Origin of the sequence: Dyadobacter sp. 32, assembly GCF_902506755.1 — a bacterium.
In the GTDB taxonomy this organism is placed as follows: Bacteria; Bacteroidota; Bacteroidia; order Cytophagales; family Spirosomataceae; genus Dyadobacter.
Genome location: NZ_LR735258.1, coordinates 3,130,896 through 3,148,846, shown reverse-complemented (window position 1 = coordinate 3,148,846; position 17,951 = coordinate 3,130,896). Strand labels below are relative to the sequence as shown.

15 protein-coding genes are annotated in these 17,951 nt (G+C 45.3%); 4 read left to right on the top strand and 11 right to left on the bottom strand.

The window, feature by feature from the left end; genetic code table 11:
• Positions 1-254: 254 nt before the first annotated feature.
• Entirely contained in the window at positions 255-1,259 is a 1,005-nt protein-coding gene (locus tag DYADSP32_RS12855) for a GNAT family N-acetyltransferase (protein ID WP_414617726.1), read from the top strand.
• Between the two features lie 50 nt (positions 1,260-1,309).
• Here the strand turns inward: DYADSP32_RS12855 and DYADSP32_RS12850 are convergent, their stop codons facing one another.
• The 7 genes from DYADSP32_RS12850 to DYADSP32_RS12820 all read right to left on the bottom strand — a co-directional run bounded on the left by DYADSP32_RS12850 (position 1,310) and on the right by DYADSP32_RS12820 (position 7,839).
• On the bottom strand, positions 1,310-1,891 hold the full coding sequence (locus DYADSP32_RS12850; protein ID WP_149242360.1) for an HmuY family protein: 582 nt from the start codon (positions 1,889-1,891) through the stop codon (positions 1,310-1,312).
• Positions 1,892-1,959: 68 nt separating this feature from the next.
• Positions 1,960-3,345: an HmuY family protein gene (locus DYADSP32_RS12845; protein ID WP_149242361.1), complete on the bottom strand. Its 1,386-nt coding sequence runs from the start codon at positions 3,343-3,345 to the stop codon at positions 1,960-1,962.
• 29 nt (positions 3,346-3,374) lie between these two features.
• Positions 3,375-5,651 carry a TonB-dependent receptor gene (locus DYADSP32_RS12840; RefSeq protein ID WP_149242362.1) on the bottom strand — a complete coding sequence of 759 codons (2,277 nt, stop codon included), beginning with the start codon at positions 5,649-5,651 and terminating at the stop codon, positions 3,375-3,377.
• A gap of 182 nt (positions 5,652-5,833) precedes the next feature.
• Positions 5,834-6,370, bottom strand: coding sequence for a YceI family protein (locus DYADSP32_RS12835; RefSeq protein WP_149242363.1), 537 nt, complete (start codon positions 6,368-6,370; stop codon positions 5,834-5,836).
• Between the two features lie 72 nt (positions 6,371-6,442).
• Positions 6,443-6,781 carry a n-acetylglutamate synthase gene (locus tag DYADSP32_RS12830; RefSeq protein ID WP_149242364.1) on the bottom strand — a complete coding sequence of 113 codons (339 nt, stop codon included), beginning with the start codon at positions 6,779-6,781 and terminating at the stop codon, positions 6,443-6,445.
• Positions 6,782-6,855: 74 nt separating this feature from the next.
• Positions 6,856-7,410, bottom strand: coding sequence for a DUF1003 domain-containing protein (locus DYADSP32_RS12825; RefSeq protein ID WP_149242365.1), 555 nt, complete (start codon positions 7,408-7,410; stop codon positions 6,856-6,858).
• Positions 7,411-7,455: 45 nt separating this feature from the next.
• Complete coding sequence (locus tag DYADSP32_RS12820) at positions 7,456-7,839, bottom strand: VOC family protein (protein WP_149242366.1); 384 nt, start codon at positions 7,837-7,839, stop codon at positions 7,456-7,458.
• 415 nt (positions 7,840-8,254) lie between these two features.
• On the opposite strand from DYADSP32_RS12820, the gene DYADSP32_RS12815 reads away from it, so the two are divergent.
• Both DYADSP32_RS12815 and uvrB read left to right on the top strand, forming a co-directional pair.
• Positions 8,255-9,106: a cupin-like domain-containing protein gene (locus DYADSP32_RS12815; RefSeq protein WP_149242367.1), complete on the top strand. Its 852-nt coding sequence runs from the start codon at positions 8,255-8,257 to the stop codon at positions 9,104-9,106.
• A 167-nt stretch (positions 9,107-9,273) separates the two neighbouring features.
• On the top strand, positions 9,274-11,292 hold the full coding sequence (gene uvrB, locus DYADSP32_RS12810) for an excinuclease ABC subunit UvrB (RefSeq protein ID WP_149242368.1): 2,019 nt from the start codon (positions 9,274-9,276) through the stop codon (positions 11,290-11,292).
• 34 nt (positions 11,293-11,326) lie between these two features.
• Here uvrB and DYADSP32_RS12805 read toward each other — a convergent pair whose 3' ends face one another.
• The 4 genes from DYADSP32_RS12805 to ileS all read right to left on the bottom strand — a co-directional run bounded on the left by DYADSP32_RS12805 (position 11,327) and on the right by ileS (position 16,288).
• The gene (locus DYADSP32_RS12805; RefSeq protein ID WP_149242369.1) at positions 11,327-12,106 is read right to left on the bottom strand and encodes a 3-hydroxyacyl-CoA dehydrogenase; all 780 of its coding nucleotides are present in this window, start codon (positions 12,104-12,106) and stop codon (positions 11,327-11,329) included.
• Between the two features lie 95 nt (positions 12,107-12,201).
• Positions 12,202-12,372, bottom strand: coding sequence for a hypothetical protein (locus DYADSP32_RS12800; RefSeq protein WP_414617725.1), 171 nt, complete (start codon positions 12,370-12,372; stop codon positions 12,202-12,204).
• 20 nt (positions 12,373-12,392) lie between these two features.
• Positions 12,393-12,836 carry a DUF6934 family protein gene (locus DYADSP32_RS12795; protein ID WP_149242370.1) on the bottom strand — a complete coding sequence of 148 codons (444 nt, stop codon included), beginning with the start codon at positions 12,834-12,836 and terminating at the stop codon, positions 12,393-12,395.
• Positions 12,836-16,288, bottom strand: a complete 3,453-nt coding sequence (gene ileS / locus DYADSP32_RS12790) for an isoleucine--tRNA ligase (RefSeq protein WP_149242371.1) — start codon at positions 16,286-16,288, stop codon at positions 12,836-12,838. The genes DYADSP32_RS12795 and ileS overlap by 1 nt, the downstream gene beginning before the upstream one ends.
• A 430-nt stretch (positions 16,289-16,718) precedes the next feature.
• Here ileS and DYADSP32_RS12785 point away from each other — a divergent pair, with 430 nt between their 5' ends.
• Complete coding sequence (locus DYADSP32_RS12785; protein WP_149242372.1) at positions 16,719-17,891, top strand: PepSY-associated TM helix domain-containing protein; 1,173 nt, start codon at positions 16,719-16,721, stop codon at positions 17,889-17,891.
• The last annotated feature ends 60 nt before the right edge of the window (positions 17,892-17,951 follow it).

The window sequence follows — 17,951 nt, the reverse complement described above, 5'->3', positions numbered from 1 at the left end:
AGGTGTCTTCGACTGTTTTGCCTCCTCCCCAGGAAGCTAATGGCGACAAAATTTTGATCCGGTTATCTTCTTGGCCGTCAGGTGAGTGGGGCGCTTGTTGACTGAGTTGGTGTTTGGCTCGTGAAATTATTTTAGAATTAAATTTTTGATTTACTTTACAGCGCAAAACTCTTCGTCGTAGAATTGAAGGTTTACCGTTGCATTGCCTAGATCATCATATGTGTGCGAGAAATATTCAAACGAAACGATTTGTTTTGATCAAAGCCACAATCGATGATGGTGAGAAATATTACAGGTTAAGCAATAACCCCCGGGTGATGAAGTACGTCACGGGCAATGCACTCACACGGAAGGAGGCGGATGCCATGCTCCATGAACTTGTTCACGAATATGACGCGGACTCGTGGTTTGGGAGGTATCTCATCGAAGACAGGTTTTCCGGAGCCTTGGTCGGTATGGCAAAGCTTGATAGTTATGGAAGTGCTACCGAGATTGGGTATCGGATTATGGAGGAATACTGGGGCAAGGGTGTTGCTACGGAGGTGGCCGTTGCCCTGATCCATTTTTCGATTCAGAAGTTTAATTCCACATCGGTAGTGGCGTTTGTGAATGTAGAAAATACAGCTTCAATAAGAGTTCTTGAGAAGGCTGGGATGGTGTATATGGAACGGATTGAAGATCCCGATGAAATCAAATTTAAATTCAGTTATACACCTCAAACAAACCAGACAATGAAAAAAGTACTCTACATCATTTTAGGATTAATCGCACTTGTATTGATTGCTGCATTGATCATGCCTAAGGAATATGCCGTTGAGAGGGAGATTGTGATAAATAAACCCAAGGCCGAAGTGTATGAATACCTGGAATCTCTTCAGAACCAGACTAACTGGAGTGTATGGGCACGGATGGATCCGAAAATGAAAATGGAGTACAAAGGAACCGACCGAAAGGTGGGGTTTACTTATCTATGGGAGGGTAACGATGAGGTGGGAAAAGGAGAGCAGGAAATCACCAAAATTGTACCGGGCGAGCGAATCAATACACAGCTTCGTTTTCTTAAACCATACGAATCTACCAGCGAGGCCTATCTCATAACAGAAAGCGCCGGTGATAACCAAACCAAGGTTAAATGGGGTTTTACTGGCGTAATGCCTTATCCAATGAATGTTATGTTGCCTTTTATGGGTATGGACAAAATGATCGGCAAGGATTTTTCAGATGGACTGAATAATCTGAAAGCAATTCTTGAAAAATAGAAGATAATACGAGTACCTGCATTGGTAATGCCGGTACTCGTGGATGACACCTAAAATTTGCCGTTTTCGTCTGACAGGGCATATCTGAATGTGAAATAGCTCGACTCTTCGGTAGGTACATCTTCCGGTGCGCCTTTGTAATAGCTTATTATTTCCATTTTAGCGAATTTTCCTTCACTGGTTTTTACAAGAATCGTTCTTCCGGGGATAGGGAGGATGGCGTGGACACGCATGTCGTATTTGTACCAGGAATTGCCACTTCCGCCTGGTATAGCGTTTCCGGACTCGCCATCCGTTTTATAGCCTTCCTCAGGAGCCTGAGTGATCTGATCAAAAGGTTTTTCAATAACCTGCGCGGACGTTTGCCCGGGACCGGTTGTGCCACTGTTCACTGCGATGGTCGTTTTACTAAATCCCAGGTCCCATTTTGCGGTATCCGCCTCTGTGGCTGCCACTTCTTTCCCGGTAGCGAGGCTGAAATAGACATAGGACTTTGTATTTGCATTCAGGTCCTTCACCACGATAATCTGGGATTTTGCCGGAGTGTTCAATTCGTTATGAGCAGGTTGCGTTTTTGATCCTGTGAGTGACCCCAAAAGGGTCAGGATAGATAAGCCAAGTGTTGTAAACATCTGTGATCTGTTTTAAGAAATAAAAAAACAATCTTTCCCTCTGGGAGGAATTGACTGTTCGTCCGTTTTTATGCCCCTTTTTTGACAAGTTCGTATTTGAAGGTTGGTTTCCCTCGCTCGCCGCCATCCGTACTCGTATAGCTTGTGAACTGAAGTTTGTACACGTTTCCAGCAGCATCTTTAATCAGATAGAAGCGATCGGCTCTTACTCCGGCGGGCGTGGTACTGCCCGGTATGGCAGCGCCACGCCATTTTGTTCCTATTACATCAGCTGCAGTTGACCAGGTTACAGCTGCAATGTTGGCCTCTTTGAAGTCCGCGTAGCTAACGGACGAAGTCAGGATCTGGGCGCCTGAAACGCCACCATGCTTGTTGATCCCGACATAATCCTGTACCCAGTAAGGTGTGTTCAAGCCAGAGTTATAGGTACTGTAACTCCATGAGAAATCCCAGCTTTTGGCACGTGGTTCCACCGAAACCACTTTATCTGTTTCCAGGGATGCGAATACAAAGTTGAAGTCAGCATTTTTGGCCACTTCAAGTGTTTTGATCGTAGACGATCCCAAACGCGCATACTGAACTTTATAACCCGTTCCACTGCGTGTGATCCTGATCTTGAACCATTTGTCGGCCGATTTATTTCCTTCAAAAGAATATACATATACCTTGTTTTCGGCATCCGTTGCCGAGATGGCAGCGATGGCAGTCTTGCTCAGGTCGCCCGTCCAGTCGTCTGCGACACTAATGCTTGCCGGGTCTTCAATATTGTGGTTCAGGGCAATGCCGGCTGAGTCGGCCAGTGTTACCGCTGTAATATCTGTTTTCGTGGTGGCAAGCGCAGTTGACTGATAAGCTGGGTTTAGTATGACCCGGAAATCTGCCCCCGTGTAGAATCCCAGGTTCCAGCTTTTACGGTCTACGCCGGTCTGATTGTTTCCACTTAGATCATAATAGACCGCGTTGGCATAAGTTGCATCACCAGCCTTTCCATTCAGTGTGGCGGTGCCGCCGTTTGAAGTAATGGCAGTGAAGGAAAGTTTCAGCTCGGTGTTCGCTCCTGCCATTACAGGGACGCCGGTAGTGGAGATTTTTAAGACAATATTTTCATCGCCATTCAGCGTAATTCCCGATTTTTTGATCACCTTAATGGTTGCGAAGGTTTGCCCTGCCGGTATGCTTACTTGGATGCTGTTGGCAGTTGCTGAAGGCTCTGTGGTGAAATCCGTACCATAGGTAAGCCTGGTTGGTGATAGATCCACTTTGATGGCAACGGGAGCTGTTTCCGCCCGACTCATTGTGATTTTTACTTCCGCCTCCGTTTTGGTATTGTCAAATCCCAGCTCTCTTGAGTCGAAAGTGGCGAGGTTGTCGGGTAGTGGTGGCTCATCATCCTTACACGCGTTGAAAGAAAGTAAAAAGGCGATAACTAGCAGGTATTTAACGACTTTGTTCATAATTGTTTATTTGTTTAAAAAAATATGTATTAATGTTTCGACCAGTTTATTGTGAGTCCAAGAAAGTAAGAGCGACCATAGGAGGTAGGAATGGAATTGCCGGGGTCGTGTGCACCGGTACCTTGTGATGTGCTTAAAATGTTGGTGATGTTGAACAGATTTCTCACGCCGCCCATCAGGTTGACATATTTAGTAACGGTTTTGGTCACGGTAAGATCTGCCATTTGATAACCTTCCGTTTCTGCCAGTCGGGCTGACTGTTCCTGCCCAGGTAAAGTGATAACCTGATAGGTAGGACGTTTGCCGGTATATTTGTAAAACAGGTTAATCGTGCTGCCTAATCGGTTGAATACGTAAAGGATGTTTATGTTGATTTCGGGAGCCCAGGTGAACTGTGGCGTGTTGCCCAGTTCCAGAGGCGACTCGGAAAGTCGGTTGTATCGTGCTATGTAAGCGCCTCCGAGGGTCGCCGTGATATTTTTCCAATAAAGCTTATTCTCCAGGGTCACTCCTTTGGTTTTGAAAAGGTCGAGGTTGAAATAAGAGGAAACGGAGGCGTTTCCCGGTACTGAGCCAGTGGTGATCTGATCGTGGAATACATTGTAGAAAGTGCCAAGTGTAGCGCTTAAACGCAGGTCTGGTTTTTCAGCGAGTTGAATTACTATTGAGGAATTGAAGCTATTGGAGTATTCAGCTTTCAAGTTTTCGTTACCAATAATATCGTGAGAGGCATCTTTAAACTTGAAATATAGCTCACGTAAAGCTGGTGAGCGAAAACCGCGGGCATAGCCAAACCGGAAATCAAGTTTTTTGTTCAAAACAATTTTTCCATTGAGAGAAGGTATCACCGGTGGCGCCTCGTACACTGAGTTTTTTAATAATCGTAAACCCGGACTAAGTTTGATTTTTGGGGTAAGTTTTATTTCGGGAGCAAGAAATACTGCATATTCGTTGATGGTGGGTGAGCCAAGTATACGGTCACCGGAGCTGTTGTTGTTCGTCACCTCAATGCCCGCCAGCAGTGCCATTTTGGGAGAAACCTTGTAGGCAGATGTTCCTCTGAAGAATGCCGTGGTGAATATGGATTTGTCCTGCGATGCACCGAGGGCAAGCGTGCGTTTCCCTGTTTCAAAATCAATTTGGGTGTTTAAGGTTCTTCTGCTGTAATCGGTGTATGAAAGCGCAGCGTTGAAATGTAGTTTGTCATTCAGCTTAAATTGTCCCTGCGCCTGGTGAAACCATCGTTTGGATATGTAGTCTGTGTCTCCAGCTTTGGTTCCGAACACATATCCCAGGAAGTTTATGGTCTCGTCAGTTCCGTTGAATCGATACCAGATATTCCATTTTTCCGAGTTGTATCCTGCAGAAGCGGTATACAGATTCTGGCTTTTGGGCATCCATGCTTTTTTTCTCCCGGAAGAGTCCCCCTGCCATCCGCCGAAATCGTTGCGTGTAAAATTGCCGGCCAGTTGGATTTTTCTTCTTTGCCATTTAACACCTATGTTTTGATTGTGGATGCCGTTTTGGGAGAGGGCGTGATACTCCTTGCCCACCGTTTCTTCCTGCATACGTGCGGAAATGGTAAAGTTTGCATCGGAAGAGCCTTTTTTTGATATGATATTGATCACACCGGCCAGTGCATCGGTTCCGTATATGACCGACATGGGGCCTTCTACGATTTCAATTCTTTCAATGGTATTGATGTCAATTTGACCCAGGCTCTCCCGTGTTCCTCCCCTGTCAACCATTGGAACGCCATCCAGAAGGACTTTGACATTCTGACCCGTCATCCCCATCAGTTCAACGTCGCTGGTTCCGGTTGCCGGATCGTTCGTAAAGCGCATGCCAAGCTCCGTATTGAGGACAGTCTGAATATTGGTGGCACCGCGCAGCCGTATACGCTCATAGTCAATAGTGCGAACCGGATAAACCGAGTTTTTCAAAGACTGCGCTTCCATCTGCCCGGTAACCACCACATCTTGCAAGGGCAGTGGCCGTTCTTTAACAATCAGGTTTTCCAGGGAAAGTGTTTCACCGGCGTTGATTTGTATGGAACGTTCCATTTTGTCCAGGCCCACACCCGACACATGAAGCGTGTAGGTGCCTGGCGATACTTTTATGAAAAATGAACCGTCGGTCTTTGCGGATTGTCCGGTTCCGTTGGGTTCTAATACGATGTTAGCTCCTGAAAATGCTTTGCCATCCGTAGTAATAACACGACCCGTAATCACGCCAGGGTTGATTTGGGCCCACAGTTGGGCACACGGGCACACCCAGCAGAGTGTTAGCAGGAGAAAATGCTTCATGAGTAAATATTATTTAGACTAATTATTCACAAAGTAAAAGCTATTTGGACTAATTACAAATGATGAAAACAAATTTCTTGATTTATTCTTTATGGGGCTGGGAGAATGGTTAAGAAATGAGGGGCCAGATGGCCCGGGGGGAATGGAAGTGATATTCCGTCAGTCCTCCATGTGAACATTCGTTATTTAATCACCGCCTTCAAATTCACTGTAGCTTCGTCACGGAGTTTCCAATTCTTTTCGCCGATGTTATAGTCAAGCCTGTTAATGTTGAAAGTGCTCGATAGCACATAACTTCCATCGCTGTTCTTTTTGGCATCAAAAGGCAGGGTTACGGTTTTCGAAACATCCCGGATCGTCAGCGTGCCGGTAGCCTGGTAGCTGGTTCCTTTTTTCTCTACATTCGACGATTTAAACCGGATATTTGGATACTTTGAAACAAAGAAGTAATCCTCACTCTTCATGTCTTTATCGCGGCTGTTCACATTCGTATTGAAACTTGCGGCTGCTATGGTGAGATCAAATGAGGAGGATTCCGGCCGGGCTTCGTTAAATACGGCGTTGCCTTTTGGCGCATCAAATGTTCCGTTGCAGGTTCCCAGTACAAATTTTATACTAAAACTGGTAGAGCCGGAAATTACTTTTGAGGTTTGCCCGGGACTTTTAACCGATAAAAGAGCCGTGAAACAAATCGTAAGGAGAATGGAAAGGATATTCATGATTTGATGAAAACTTCATTTGGTCAATAGAGCCAACGGTATAAATAGGGGGAAAGTTGCAGAACCCCTGCGCTATTGTTCTTCCAGTATTGATTCGCCTTCCGAATGGTCTCCACAGGTCCATTTCCACTTCTCGTATAAGCGAATTTTTCCGTTGGGCATGATCTCAGGCGTAGACCGGCAAACGCCGGTTAAGATCTTACCCTCCCAATTGATCTGATGATAACGCATATCCAGGTGCCCCTGTTCATCCACCAGTGCGATCAGCTGACCCTGTTTAATCCGGCCACCTGAATAGGTACTGGACACTATATTTTCCTGCTGTTTGTATTCAAATTGCATTACCAGGTCAACCTCACCATTTTCCGAATTTGAAATGGGCCTGAATATTTTGCCGTCGTAATTTATCATATTGTATTGCAAAGGTTCATTAGTTGCTCCGTTTCACGTCCTTGACGCGCTCCAAATGCAGGTTTGTCAATATCTTATTTTGAACAAAGCGTGTCCAGTTTCTCATTGAGGGAAGTGAGCATTTCCATTTGTTTAGCCTGGATTTCAAATAGCGTTTTGATCTGTTCTTCCAGCAAAAGGTCCACTTTCTGGTGCAAACTACGCACTTCAAGTTCCGCCTTCAGATTGATCATGTAGTCGTTTTCAGCCCTCGTCCTGTCCTTCTCTTCCTGTCTGTTTTGGCTCATCATAATAATAGGGGCCTGGAGTGCTGCTACACAGGACAAGATAAGATTCATTAGAATAAAGGGAAATGGATCAAAACGGTCGGGCTGGGGAATGATCGAGTTCAGGATGATCCAGGCAAACAGAATAATCATGAAAGAGATAATGAAAGTCCAGCTTCCCCCAAACTTTGCGACCTGATCCGAGATCCTCTGACCAGTTGTTACTTTTTCGACAGGTGGGTTGAGCAAATTGCTGACCAGGACGTCTTCTTCTTGAATGGATTGCAAAACGATCTCATGAAATTTTTTCAGTTGACCGTTTTGTACATCCAACATTTCTTCTATTTCGCTTTTGGGAGCCATGATTGCCTTTTTTTATAAAATTACGGCTTGCAGCCAAATAATAGGTTAAGCGATTGAAGTTATCCACCAGATGTTTCCGCAGATATCGGTGATACCACAGCTTCTGCCATAATCCTGATCTTTCGGCTCCATGATACTTGATGCGCCATTTTCAATTGCTTTGGAATAGGTGTCATCTGCATGATGGACATAAACAAACAATTGAGCAGGATGCGGGGGATATTGCGTGGTACTGTCGCAAAACATCATTCGGCTACCCTGAATGTCGGCTTCTGCATGCATAATTTTCTTGGAGTCGGGCTGGTGATGGAGGGTTTTAATGGTCGCATCAAAGACGGCAATGACAAAATCTTGAAATTTTGTGGCGTTGTCGAGCATCAGATAAGGCATGACGGCCTGGTGTCCTTCGGGAATGTTTAATTTGCTCATGTTTTTTTAGTTGGTGAATCAGTTCGAAAAAGGGGTGGTGTAAATTTTTGAAGAAACAGGGGGATGACAGCCCTCCGGTTCTACAGGTCATTTGTATTTTGCTGCCGCAACGTAAAGATATAAAACTGAAAAGTTAGTATTGATTATTTACTTCCCAATCCGGTAGCCATCAAAATATAGTAAAGTATACTCTATTAGATTTGTGGAGTAATTCGTACATATATTTGAAAATGATATACATTATCAAATCTCTTTGATAAATTTGGGCCTGAATAGAGATTCGGGAGAAAAAAGAACTAATAACAGGTATTGTCTTGTTACCTGGTAGGTGTGAACGACGCCGTGCAGGTGCCCCCATCCCTGAATTTAGAATTAAAGAAGTACATAGTAGCTTTAAATTTTTGCAGTTTCAGTTATGAAATTAGTGCCCATAGAGAAACGCAGCGGACTTACGCGTGAAGAATTCCTTGAAAACTATTTGAAGCCAAGCCGGCCGGTGGTGTTTACGGATCTGATGAAAGATTGGCCTGCCATGGAGAAGTGGACTTTCGACTGGCTTCGTGAAAATCATGGTCAGATAGAGGTGCCACTGGTAGATAACCATGTGCATGATGCGGATAAATATTTCCAGACAGCGAAAACGATGAAGTTTGGGGAATATTTAACGGCGATCGAAGAGGGGCCGACCGACCTGCGTTTGTTTTTATTTGATATTTTCAAAAAGGCACCGTCCCTGGAAAAAGACATCATTTTTCCAACGATCATGGATGGCTTTCTGAAGTCTTATAAATTTGTGTTTTTTGGAGGGCAGGGTGCGATTACAAATCTCCATTATGATATGGATTGCTCAAATGTTTTCCTGACGCAGTTTCATACCAGAAAGCAGGTGATATTATTTGCTCCTGAGGAGAGTGCGCGACTCTACCATCATCCTTTTACGGTTATGAGCAAGGTGGATCCCATTAATCCGGATTATGAAAAGTTCCCCGCGCTCCGAAATCTCGTAGGCCACGAGACCACGTTGCATCATGGCGAAACCATTTTTATTCCGTCCCTATGGTGGCATTACATCAGGTACATTGATGGTGGTTTTAGTCTTGCTCTCCGCGCCAATAACTCCGTTTTTACGGCAGTTCGAGGTGGTATGAATATTGTACGGCACACTTTTGTGGACAAAAGTATGACCAAATTGCTGGGGCTCGGCTGGCAGCACTGGAAAGAGAAAAAGGCCGTAGAAAAGGCGGAAAGTGTTTTGCAAAACGCCTGATTTTAACCCATCACGGAATAAATTAAACGATCCGGTTGCCTCGATGTAATCGGATCGTTTTAGTTATAGGCAGGTGAGCGACGGTCTGACTTTTCTAGAAACTATTTTATCTTTTAAATGTGTTCTTTTTTGCGACCGATCCCGGTTCGCATTATTTGTGCCAAGCTATGGAATTTGAACTGACTTCTGAATACCAACCCACCGGTGACCAGCCGGAGGCAATTCGACAATTGTTGGCAGGAATAGAAGCCGGAGAACCTGCTCAGACCTTGCTGGGTGTAACAGGTTCCGGTAAAACTTTTACCGTGGCCAATGTGGTGGCGGAGCTCAATCGGCCCACGCTGGTGCTCAGTCATAACAAAACCCTTGCGGCGCAACTTTATGGAGAATTTAAACAATTTTTCCCGAAAAACGCGGTAGAATATTTCATCAGTTACTACGACTATTATCAGCCAGAGGCTTTCATTTCCAGTACCAATACCTACATTGAAAAGGACCTGATGATCAATCAGGAAATTGATAAACTTCGGCTACACACCGTTTCCTCCTTAATGAGTGGGCGTAGGGATGTGCTGGTTGTTGCCTCGGTGTCTTGTATTTATGGAGCAGGAAATCCCAATGAATACAAGAAAAGCATTGTAACTGTTAAGTTGGGAGATATCGTCAGCAGGAACCAGTTTTTGTTTCGTTTGGTAGAAATTCTTTATAGCCGAACGGAGCTTGAATTTTCCCGAGGCACTTTCAGGGTGAAAGGAGATACGGTCGATATTTTTCCGGGATACGCTGATTTTGCCTATCGTGTCATTTTTTTTGGGGATGAAATCGAGGAGATCCAGCGCATCGAGCCTGAAACCGGGAAGAAGATTTCCTCCGAAAAGGCGGTGGCTATTTTCCCGGCAAATCTTTTTGTGACTGGCAGGGATGTTCTTAACCAGTCGATCAAAGAAATTCAGGATGATCTGTCGCTGCAGATCGGCTATTTTACCCGTGAAGGGCGTTTGGCCGAAGCGGAAAGGATCAAGGAACGGACCGAATTTGACATGGAAATGATGCGGGAGCTGGGTTATTGCTCTGGTATCGAGAATTATTCACGTTACTTTGACCGCCGTTTGGCGGGACAGCGGCCATTCTGCCTGCTCGATTATTTCCCGGACGATTTCCTGATGGTGGTAGACGAAAGCCATGTAACCATGCCACAGATACGCGCAATGTGGGGCGGAGACAGGTCTCGCAAGGAGGCATTGGTTGAGTATGGTTTCAGATTGCCGTCTGCGCTGGACAATCGTCCGCTTACCTTTCAGGAGTTCGAAGATATGACACCGCAGACGATATTCGTTAGCGCCACGCCTGCAGAGTATGAGTTGCGCCGTACGGATGGGGTCGTGGTTGAACAAATTATTCGCCCAACAGGCCTCCTGGACCCGGAAATCGAAGTAAGGCCGAGCCTGAACCAGATTGATGATTTGTTGGAAGAGGTGAACGACCGGATTAAAATGGGCGATCGTGTGTTGATCACAACACTGACCAAGCGCATGGCCGAAGAGCTAAGCAAGTACATGGACAGGGTAGGTGTGAAGTGCCGCTACATTCATTCCGAGGTAAAAGCACTGGATCGGGTTGAGATTCTGCGTGAACTTCGTCTGGGTGTATTTGATGTGTTGGTTGGTGTGAATCTGCTGCGTGAAGGGCTGGATCTACCGGAGGTTTCGCTGGTAGCCATTATGGATGCCGACAAGGAAGGTTTCCTGCGTGATACGCGGTCCATGATCCAGACAATAGGCCGTGCTGCACGTAATGATCGCGGTAAAGTGCTGATGTATGCAGATGTGATTACCGGATCGATGGAAAAGGCCATTGATGAGACAAACCGCCGCCGAGCCATCCAGATTGGATACAATCTGGAGCATGGTATTACGCCACGAACCATTCTTAAATCAAAGGAAGCCATTATGGAGCAAACTTCCGTGGCAGATTCGAAAGTTCGCAAAATGTATGTGGAGCCATCAGAGATCCGTGTGGTGGCCGATCCGGTGGTGCAGTATATGGGTAAAAATGATCTGACCAAACTCATTGCCGAAACGCAGCGAAAAATGGAATCAGCAGCCAGGGATATGGACTTTCTGGAAGCGGCCAGGCTGCGCGATGAATTGCTGCAACTGAAAGAGCAAGTGAAGGACAAGGCTTAGTGGGGAAATGTAAAATGCAGGATGTAGTCTCCATCTATCTGGGTCCCATTCTGATGGCTCCATCAAGCCGTATCACCTCGCCATTCAGCATGGGATTTTCAACAATTGCTTTGGCCAATTGGGCATATTCGTGTGGCTTGCCCAGACGTGAAGGAAAAGGGATTTGCTGTCCAAGAGAGCGTCTTGCTTCCTCTGGCAGGTTCATGAGTAATGGTGTTTCAAAAAGCCCTGGTGCAATAGTCATTACCCGTATGCCGGATTTGGCCAGATCCCGGGCAACTGGCAAGGTCATACTTACAATGCCTCCTTTACTTGCGGCGTACGCAACCTGACCGATCTGGCCGTCATAGGCTGCAACAGAGGCTGTATTGATGATTACCCCTCGTTCTCCTTCAGAATTCACTTCATTCTTTTCCATGGCGTATGCTGCCAGGCGAATGACATTGAATGTACCGATCAGGTTGATACGGATGGTTTTATCGAAAACTTCGAGCGAATGAGGGCCATAAATACCATCGGTTTTGCCAATGGTTTTGCCCACCGGTGCTATACCTGCACAATTGACCGCAATCTGGATGGGGCCAAAGGTTTCCAACGCTGCGTTGATGGCTAGCTTCACGTCCACTTCGTCCGAAACATTGGTCTTTATGAATTTCAATTTAGCAGGGAATTCGGCTTCCAGTGCTTTTCCGGCTGTTTCGTTCACATCAAGAATTACGATGTTAGCGCCCTCAGACAAAAAAAGTCGGGCTGTGGCTTCGCCAAGCCCTGAGGCTCCACCGGTTATCAGGGCTGTGGCGTTAAGTAATTGCATGATGAACTGTTATTCAGAAAGTTGTCCAGGAGAAAGCGCATCTCCTTCGATAGGATGCTTAATGACAGAGAGAAAACTAAATTTGATCCACCGATTTACCCCCTGAGTAAATGCTCCGGTATGGGATGTTTCTTCAAAAACTCACGAGCTTCTTCTACTTTCTTAGCTACAATTGGGTGTTTAGATAAATCGGGAAGGGAATTGTCGAATATCTTTTTAGGAGCAGAAACAGTTTTAGTAGCTAGTTTTTTTTCCAGTGTTTTCATGTTACAACAGATAAATTGTACTAATCTACATTATTTTTTATAATTAAAAAACTCTCGAAAGACCGATTTGGTTCAAATTTAGTCCATTCAAAATTCGAATATCCGAATACAACAAGATCATCGATTTGACCTGAAACTTTGTTAATCGCGATTTGATAAAGTCTTGTTCTCGAAGGAGAATTTCCAACCAGATATATTCTTCTATCAGGATACTGATTAAGATAATCCCTAATTATCGCCATTACCGTACTCAAAACAACTGGCATATCTCCATTATCAGTTATCGACTTATCTGTGTAATCTTGCGTTACGGGATCACGATCGAGCAACGCAAGATTGTAAATATTGTCTTCGATAAGAGTAAAAGCAATGGCCTTCTCAAAGACACCGCGTTTGCCAATACTTTGAAATTTAAAATGAGTGTTTTCCTCATTCAATCTAAACGGATAAGCTTCATAGTCCATTACGAAACTACCTCAATCTTCACTTTCAATAAAAACTCATCCATTTCTATTTCGGTTGCGGCACCATTTAAATCATTGACCAATGTCAGCTCAAGTGCCTGCACTTCCTGGCAGATATAGTCTTTATTTGCTGTAACGGCGCTGGAAAGTAATGCATTGTTGTTTTCAAGCATAATGCTGATCTTGTCCGTCACTTCAAAACCACTGTCTTTTCGCAGATTTTGAACACGATTCACAAAATCACGCGCGATACCTTCCAGGCGCAATTCGTCTGTGATCGTAATATCCAGGGCAACGGTCAGGCCGTTTTCGCTGGCCACCAGCCAGCCGGGGATGTCCTCGGTATAGATTTCGACTTCATCCAGCCGGATATCTCCAAAAGTGACTCCGGCATTTTCAAGAAAAAACTTGCCTTCTTTTTCAATCTCATTCACCTCTCGGTTGTCCCACAGCTTGATCAATTCACCCACTTTCTGCATATCCTTCCCGAATTTTTTGCCCAGGAGCTTGAAGTTGGGTTTGGCCTTTTTATGCAGAAAACCACTATTGTCGTCAATCGTTTCGGCATGCTGAACATTGACTTCTGATTTGATGATGGACTCTACCTGCTGTATTTGCCGAACCGTTTTGCTGGTAAGGGCAGGTATGAGCACTTTGGACAATGGTTGACGAACCTTGATCTTATGTTTTTTGCGGATGGAATGTACCAGGGAGCTGATCGACTGGGCAAGTTCCATGGATTCTTCCAGATCCAGGTCAATCGCCCCGCTTTCGATTTTTGGCCAATAAGTCAAATGAACGGAGTCGTATTTTAATTCGGTGTTATCCTTTTTGGCGCTGGCGCGGTCCCCGTCGGTGAGACCTTTATAAAGCCATTCGGCAAAAAAGGGAGCTATCGGGGACATGAGCTGAGAAACAGTTACCAGGCAATGTTGTAAAGTCTCGTAGGCCGCCTGTTTATCGTCGGTCAATACATTTTCTCCTTGCTCCTGCGACGGATTCCAGAAGCGGCGGCGGTTCAGCCTGATATACCAGTTGGACAATTGGTCTGTCACAAAGTCCTGTATCAGACGTCCTGCTTTGGTTGGGTTATAATCATCAAATTGATCGCCCACTTCCTGAATGAGTGTGTTGAGTTTGGATAATATCCAGCGATCCAACTCGGTACGTTTCTCTAATGCAGTTGTTTTGGTTTCATCAGCAGAGCGACGCCCGAACTCATATCCGTCCAGGTTGGCATACAGTGCGAAGAAATTATAGGTGTTGACGAGGGTCCCAAAGAACTTCCGTTGCACTTCTCCTATTCCGTCGACATTGAATTTGAGGTTATCCCAGGGTTCGGCGTTGGTGATCATGTACCAGCGGGTAGCATCAGGGCCGTATTTGCCTATGGTTTCAAACGGATCCACAGCGTTGCCCAGTCGCTTGGACATTTTATTGCCGTTTTTGTCCAAAACCAAACCTGTGGAAACGACATTTTTGAAGGCCACAGAATCGAACAGCATACCCGCAATAGCATGCAGCGTAAAGAACCAGCCTCGGGTCTGATCCACACCTTCCGAAATAAAATCGGCCGGGTAACTTTGGTTAAATGTTTCCTGGTTTTCAAATGGATAGTGCCATTGTGCATACGGCATTGCTCCTGAGTCGAACCAGACATCAATCAGGTCAGGCTCGCGGAACATGACATGGCCTTTGGGAGATACCAGATAAATATTGTCAACGTATGGCCTATGCAAATCGAATTCGCCTCTATCAAGTTTTGCTACGTAGTCCGAGTTTCTTAATGATTGCTCCCTTGTCAGGTGTCCTGATATGATTGCTTCTTCCAGGCGGTCTTTTAGTTGCTCAATGGAACCTATACACACTTCTTCACCGTGCTCGGTGCGCCAGATGGGCAGGGTCGTACCCCAGTAACGAGACCGTGAAAGGTTCCAGTCTACCAGGTTCTCAAGCCAGTTCCCAAAACGTCCTGTTCCTGTGCTTTCCGGCTTCCAGTTGATGGTTTTGTTCAGTTCCACCAGGCGGTCTTTCATGGCTGTGGTTTTGATAAACCAGCTATCCAGCGGATAATAAAGTACAGGCTTGTCCGTACGCCAGCAGTGTGGATAAGGGTGTTCGTATTTTTCTACTTTGAAGGCATTGCCTTCTTCTTTCAGTTTGATCGCGATGAGCACGTCCGTTGGCCTGAATTCAGGATCGTTCTGCTCTTCTGCTGAATGATACTCTGGCTTAACGTAACGTCCGGCATAGTCGGTTATTTCCTTCACAAAACGGCCCTGACGATCTACAATGGGTACTTCCTTTCCTGTTTCATCTTTTACCATGATAGACGGAATTCCGTTCTGCTGGGCAACACGAAAGTCATCCGCGCCAAAGGTAGGGGAGGTATGTACCACACCAGTTCCATCTTCTGTAGTAACGAAATCACCAAGTATTACCCTGAACGCTGGTGTCGAAGGTTGCACGTAGGGGAGCAGTTGCTCATATTCCACGCCTTCCAGATCTTTTCCTTTAAATTCGGATACAACAGTCCATGGCAATATCTTTTTATCGCTTTCTGCATATCCGTCAAAGTCGCCATCGAGGCCTTTTTCAGAAAAATATTTTCCGGTAAGATCCTTCGCCAATATCACGTGAACGGGCTCATGGGTGTAGGGGTTGAAGGTTTTTACCAACACATAATTGATGTTGGCTCCAACGGTCAAAGCGGAGTTGGCAGGCAACGTCCACGGTGTGGTAGTCCAGGCCAGTATGCGGATATCTATGTCCGGTAATGCTTCAAACAGCCGGTACGCGGTGGCATTCTTCACCTTAAACATGGCCACAATGGTCGTATCCTTCACATCTTTATACGTGCCGGGCATGTTTAGCTCATGGGAGGAGAGTCCGGTTCCGGCTGCAGGTGAATAGGGCTGGATGGTATATCCTTTGTAGAGCAGACCTTTGTCGTAAAGTTTTTTAAGCAAGCTCCACAGGCTTTCTATGTACTCATTTTTGTAAGTGATGTAAGGGTTTTCCAAATCTACCCAATAACCCATTTTTTCCGTCAGGTCATTCCATTGATCCGTGAATTTCATGACCGTCTGCCGGCATTTTTCGTTGTAATCTTCAACGGAAATCGATTTGCCGATGTCCTCTTTTGTAATGCCAAGCTCCTTTTCAACCTGTAATTCAACGGGCAAACCATGGGTGTCCCAGCCCCCTTTGCGTTTTACCTGAAAGCCCTTGAGCGTCTTATAACGGCAAAAAATGTCCTTGATAGCCCTTGCCATCACATGGTGTATACCCGGAGTGCCATTTGCCGAAGGGGGACCTTCATAAAAAGTAAATGTGGGGGCGCCTTCGCGTGTTTCTACCGAAGCCTCAAATATTTTATTGTCTTGCCAGAATTTCAGAACGTCCTCTCCGATCTGTGGATAGCTCAGGTTCTTGTGCTCGTTGTATTTCATTTAGCTATTGGGCATTTGCTGGTACGTTACAGGATGGTGGTTCCGGCACACGGTTAGCTTTTAGCCTATTTTGTGTAAATAATTTCGTCTTACCCGTTTTAGGAGTGCAAAATTACTGATTTTTTCGGTGAAAGGTAGAATGGATCAGTTGGTTGACGAAGTTTCTAACGTCACTCAACATCAAATATGATTCCTGTAATGCAAAGGCTCGGCAAATGATCTGGTATCTGCATATGGAGAATATGCGAGATTGAGAATTGACAACTGTAATCATCCTAATATTCCGATACCAATGATTATGGTATGACAGTAGGGATTTTAAATAGCTGAAAAAAGGATATTTTCCTAAATCAGGTTAGTTAGTGGCCTGCCTTGTTATTTATAATTAGTACAATTACATTTGTCGACCGAATGGCGCAAACGAGATCGCATGACTTTTAAAAAATGGATAGGGAAACTGCATTTATACCTTGGCCTGATCTCGGGTGTGGTGGTTTTTATTGTTTCCCTAACGGGTTGTATACTGGCGTTTGAGCAGGAAATTAAGGGCTTTACAGAGCCTCACCGTTTTGTCGAAGGGCGTCCTAAATCGGAATTGCTGCCGCCATCTGTTCTGCAGGCCCGTGCCGAGGCATTTTTACCCGGGAAGAAAGCCAACGGGATATTGTACGGCGTTCCTACGCGAAATGCGGAAGTGGGGTTCTACAACGCCGACCCTGAATATTACTATGTTGTGTACGTTAATCCGTATTCCGGCAAAGTGGTTAAAGTATGGAATGAGGACGAAGATTTCTTTCATTTTATTCTCCATGGGCACTATTACCTTTGGCTCCCAGCCAACATAGGGCAGCCCGTGGTGGCAACTTCCTGTCTGATATTTTTAGGTATGCTGATCAGCGGCCTGGTGTTGTGGTGGCCCAAAAACAAATCAGCTGCGAAGCAGCGGTTTTCGGTTAAATGGAACGGATCATGGCGGAGAAGAAATTATGATATGCATAATGTTTTTGGTTTTTACATGATGTTCATTGGCCTGATACTTGCCGTAACCGGGCTGGTGTGGGGTTTTCAGTGGTTTTCACAATCACTGTACGCCATCACCGGAGGCACTGGATCGGATGCTTATGTGATTCCGCCATCGGATACCATTTCCCCTTCACTTTTCAAAAAGCCGATCGAAGCTGTTGACAAAGCCTGGTTCGCGTTGCAAAAGGAATATCCTCACAACGAGGGAATCAATATCTCAATACCACATCTGAAATCCGAATCCATTTACTCGTATGTTAATTTTCGTGCCGGCACCTATTATCATGTCGACTTTAACTACTTTGATCAATTTTCACTAAAAAAAATCAATATAGCCGGGCCATATACCGGGAAGTATAGCGAGGCTTCATTTGCCAATAAGCTCAGGCGAATGAATTATGATATTCATGTTGGTGCAATTCTCGGGCTGCCGGGCAAAATCCTAGCTTTCTGTGCCAGTTTGGTATGCGCCAGTTTGCCTGTTACCGGATTCATAATTTGGTGGGGAAGAAACAGGAAGAAAAGGCCTGCAAAGAACCGTGATAAATCCCGGAAGCCAGACCTGGTAAATGGGTTTTAAACCATATTGAGCCTTTCAATTTGCTTTAAGAGTTATTCCGAAAGAGGTCACAATACTCGA

What these genes read in the sequence shown, in the direction of transcription:
- DYADSP32_RS12850 (WP_149242360.1), bottom strand. Translation starts at nt 1,891, where the DNA reads ATGTTTACAACACTTGGCTTATCTATCCTGACCCTTTTGGGGTCACTC.
- DYADSP32_RS12845 (WP_149242361.1), bottom strand. Translation starts at nt 3,345, where the DNA reads ATGAACAAAGTCGTTAAATACCTGCTAGTTATCGCCTTTTTACTTTCT.
- DYADSP32_RS12840 (WP_149242362.1), bottom strand. Translation starts at nt 5,651, where the DNA reads ATGAAGCATTTTCTCCTGCTAACACTCTGCTGGGTGTGCCCGTGTGCC.
- DYADSP32_RS12835 (WP_149242363.1), bottom strand. Translation starts at nt 6,370, where the DNA reads ATGAATATCCTTTCCATTCTCCTTACGATTTGTTTCACGGCTCTTTTA.
- DYADSP32_RS12830 (WP_149242364.1), bottom strand. Translation starts at nt 6,781, where the DNA reads ATGATAAATTACGACGGCAAAATATTCAGGCCCATTTCAAATTCGGAA.
- DYADSP32_RS12825 (WP_149242365.1), bottom strand. Translation starts at nt 7,410, where the DNA reads ATGGCTCCCAAAAGCGAAATAGAAGAAATGTTGGATGTACAAAACGGT.
- DYADSP32_RS12820 (WP_149242366.1), bottom strand. Translation starts at nt 7,839, where the DNA reads ATGAGCAAATTAAACATTCCCGAAGGACACCAGGCCGTCATGCCTTAT.
- DYADSP32_RS12815 (WP_149242367.1), top strand. Translation starts at nt 8,255, where the DNA reads ATGAAATTAGTGCCCATAGAGAAACGCAGCGGACTTACGCGTGAAGAA.
- uvrB (WP_149242368.1), top strand. Translation starts at nt 9,274, where the DNA reads ATGGAATTTGAACTGACTTCTGAATACCAACCCACCGGTGACCAGCCG.
- DYADSP32_RS12805 (WP_149242369.1), bottom strand. Translation starts at nt 12,106, where the DNA reads ATGCAATTACTTAACGCCACAGCCCTGATAACCGGTGGAGCCTCAGGG.
- DYADSP32_RS12800 (WP_414617725.1), bottom strand. Translation starts at nt 12,372, where the DNA reads ATGAAAACACTGGAAAAAAAACTAGCTACTAAAACTGTTTCTGCTCCT.
- DYADSP32_RS12795 (WP_149242370.1), bottom strand. Translation starts at nt 12,836, where the DNA reads ATGGACTATGAAGCTTATCCGTTTAGATTGAATGAGGAAAACACTCAT.
- ileS (WP_149242371.1), bottom strand. Translation starts at nt 16,288, where the DNA reads ATGAAATACAACGAGCACAAGAACCTGAGCTATCCACAGATCGGAGAG.
- DYADSP32_RS12785 (WP_149242372.1), top strand. Translation starts at nt 16,719, where the DNA reads ATGACTTTTAAAAAATGGATAGGGAAACTGCATTTATACCTTGGCCTG.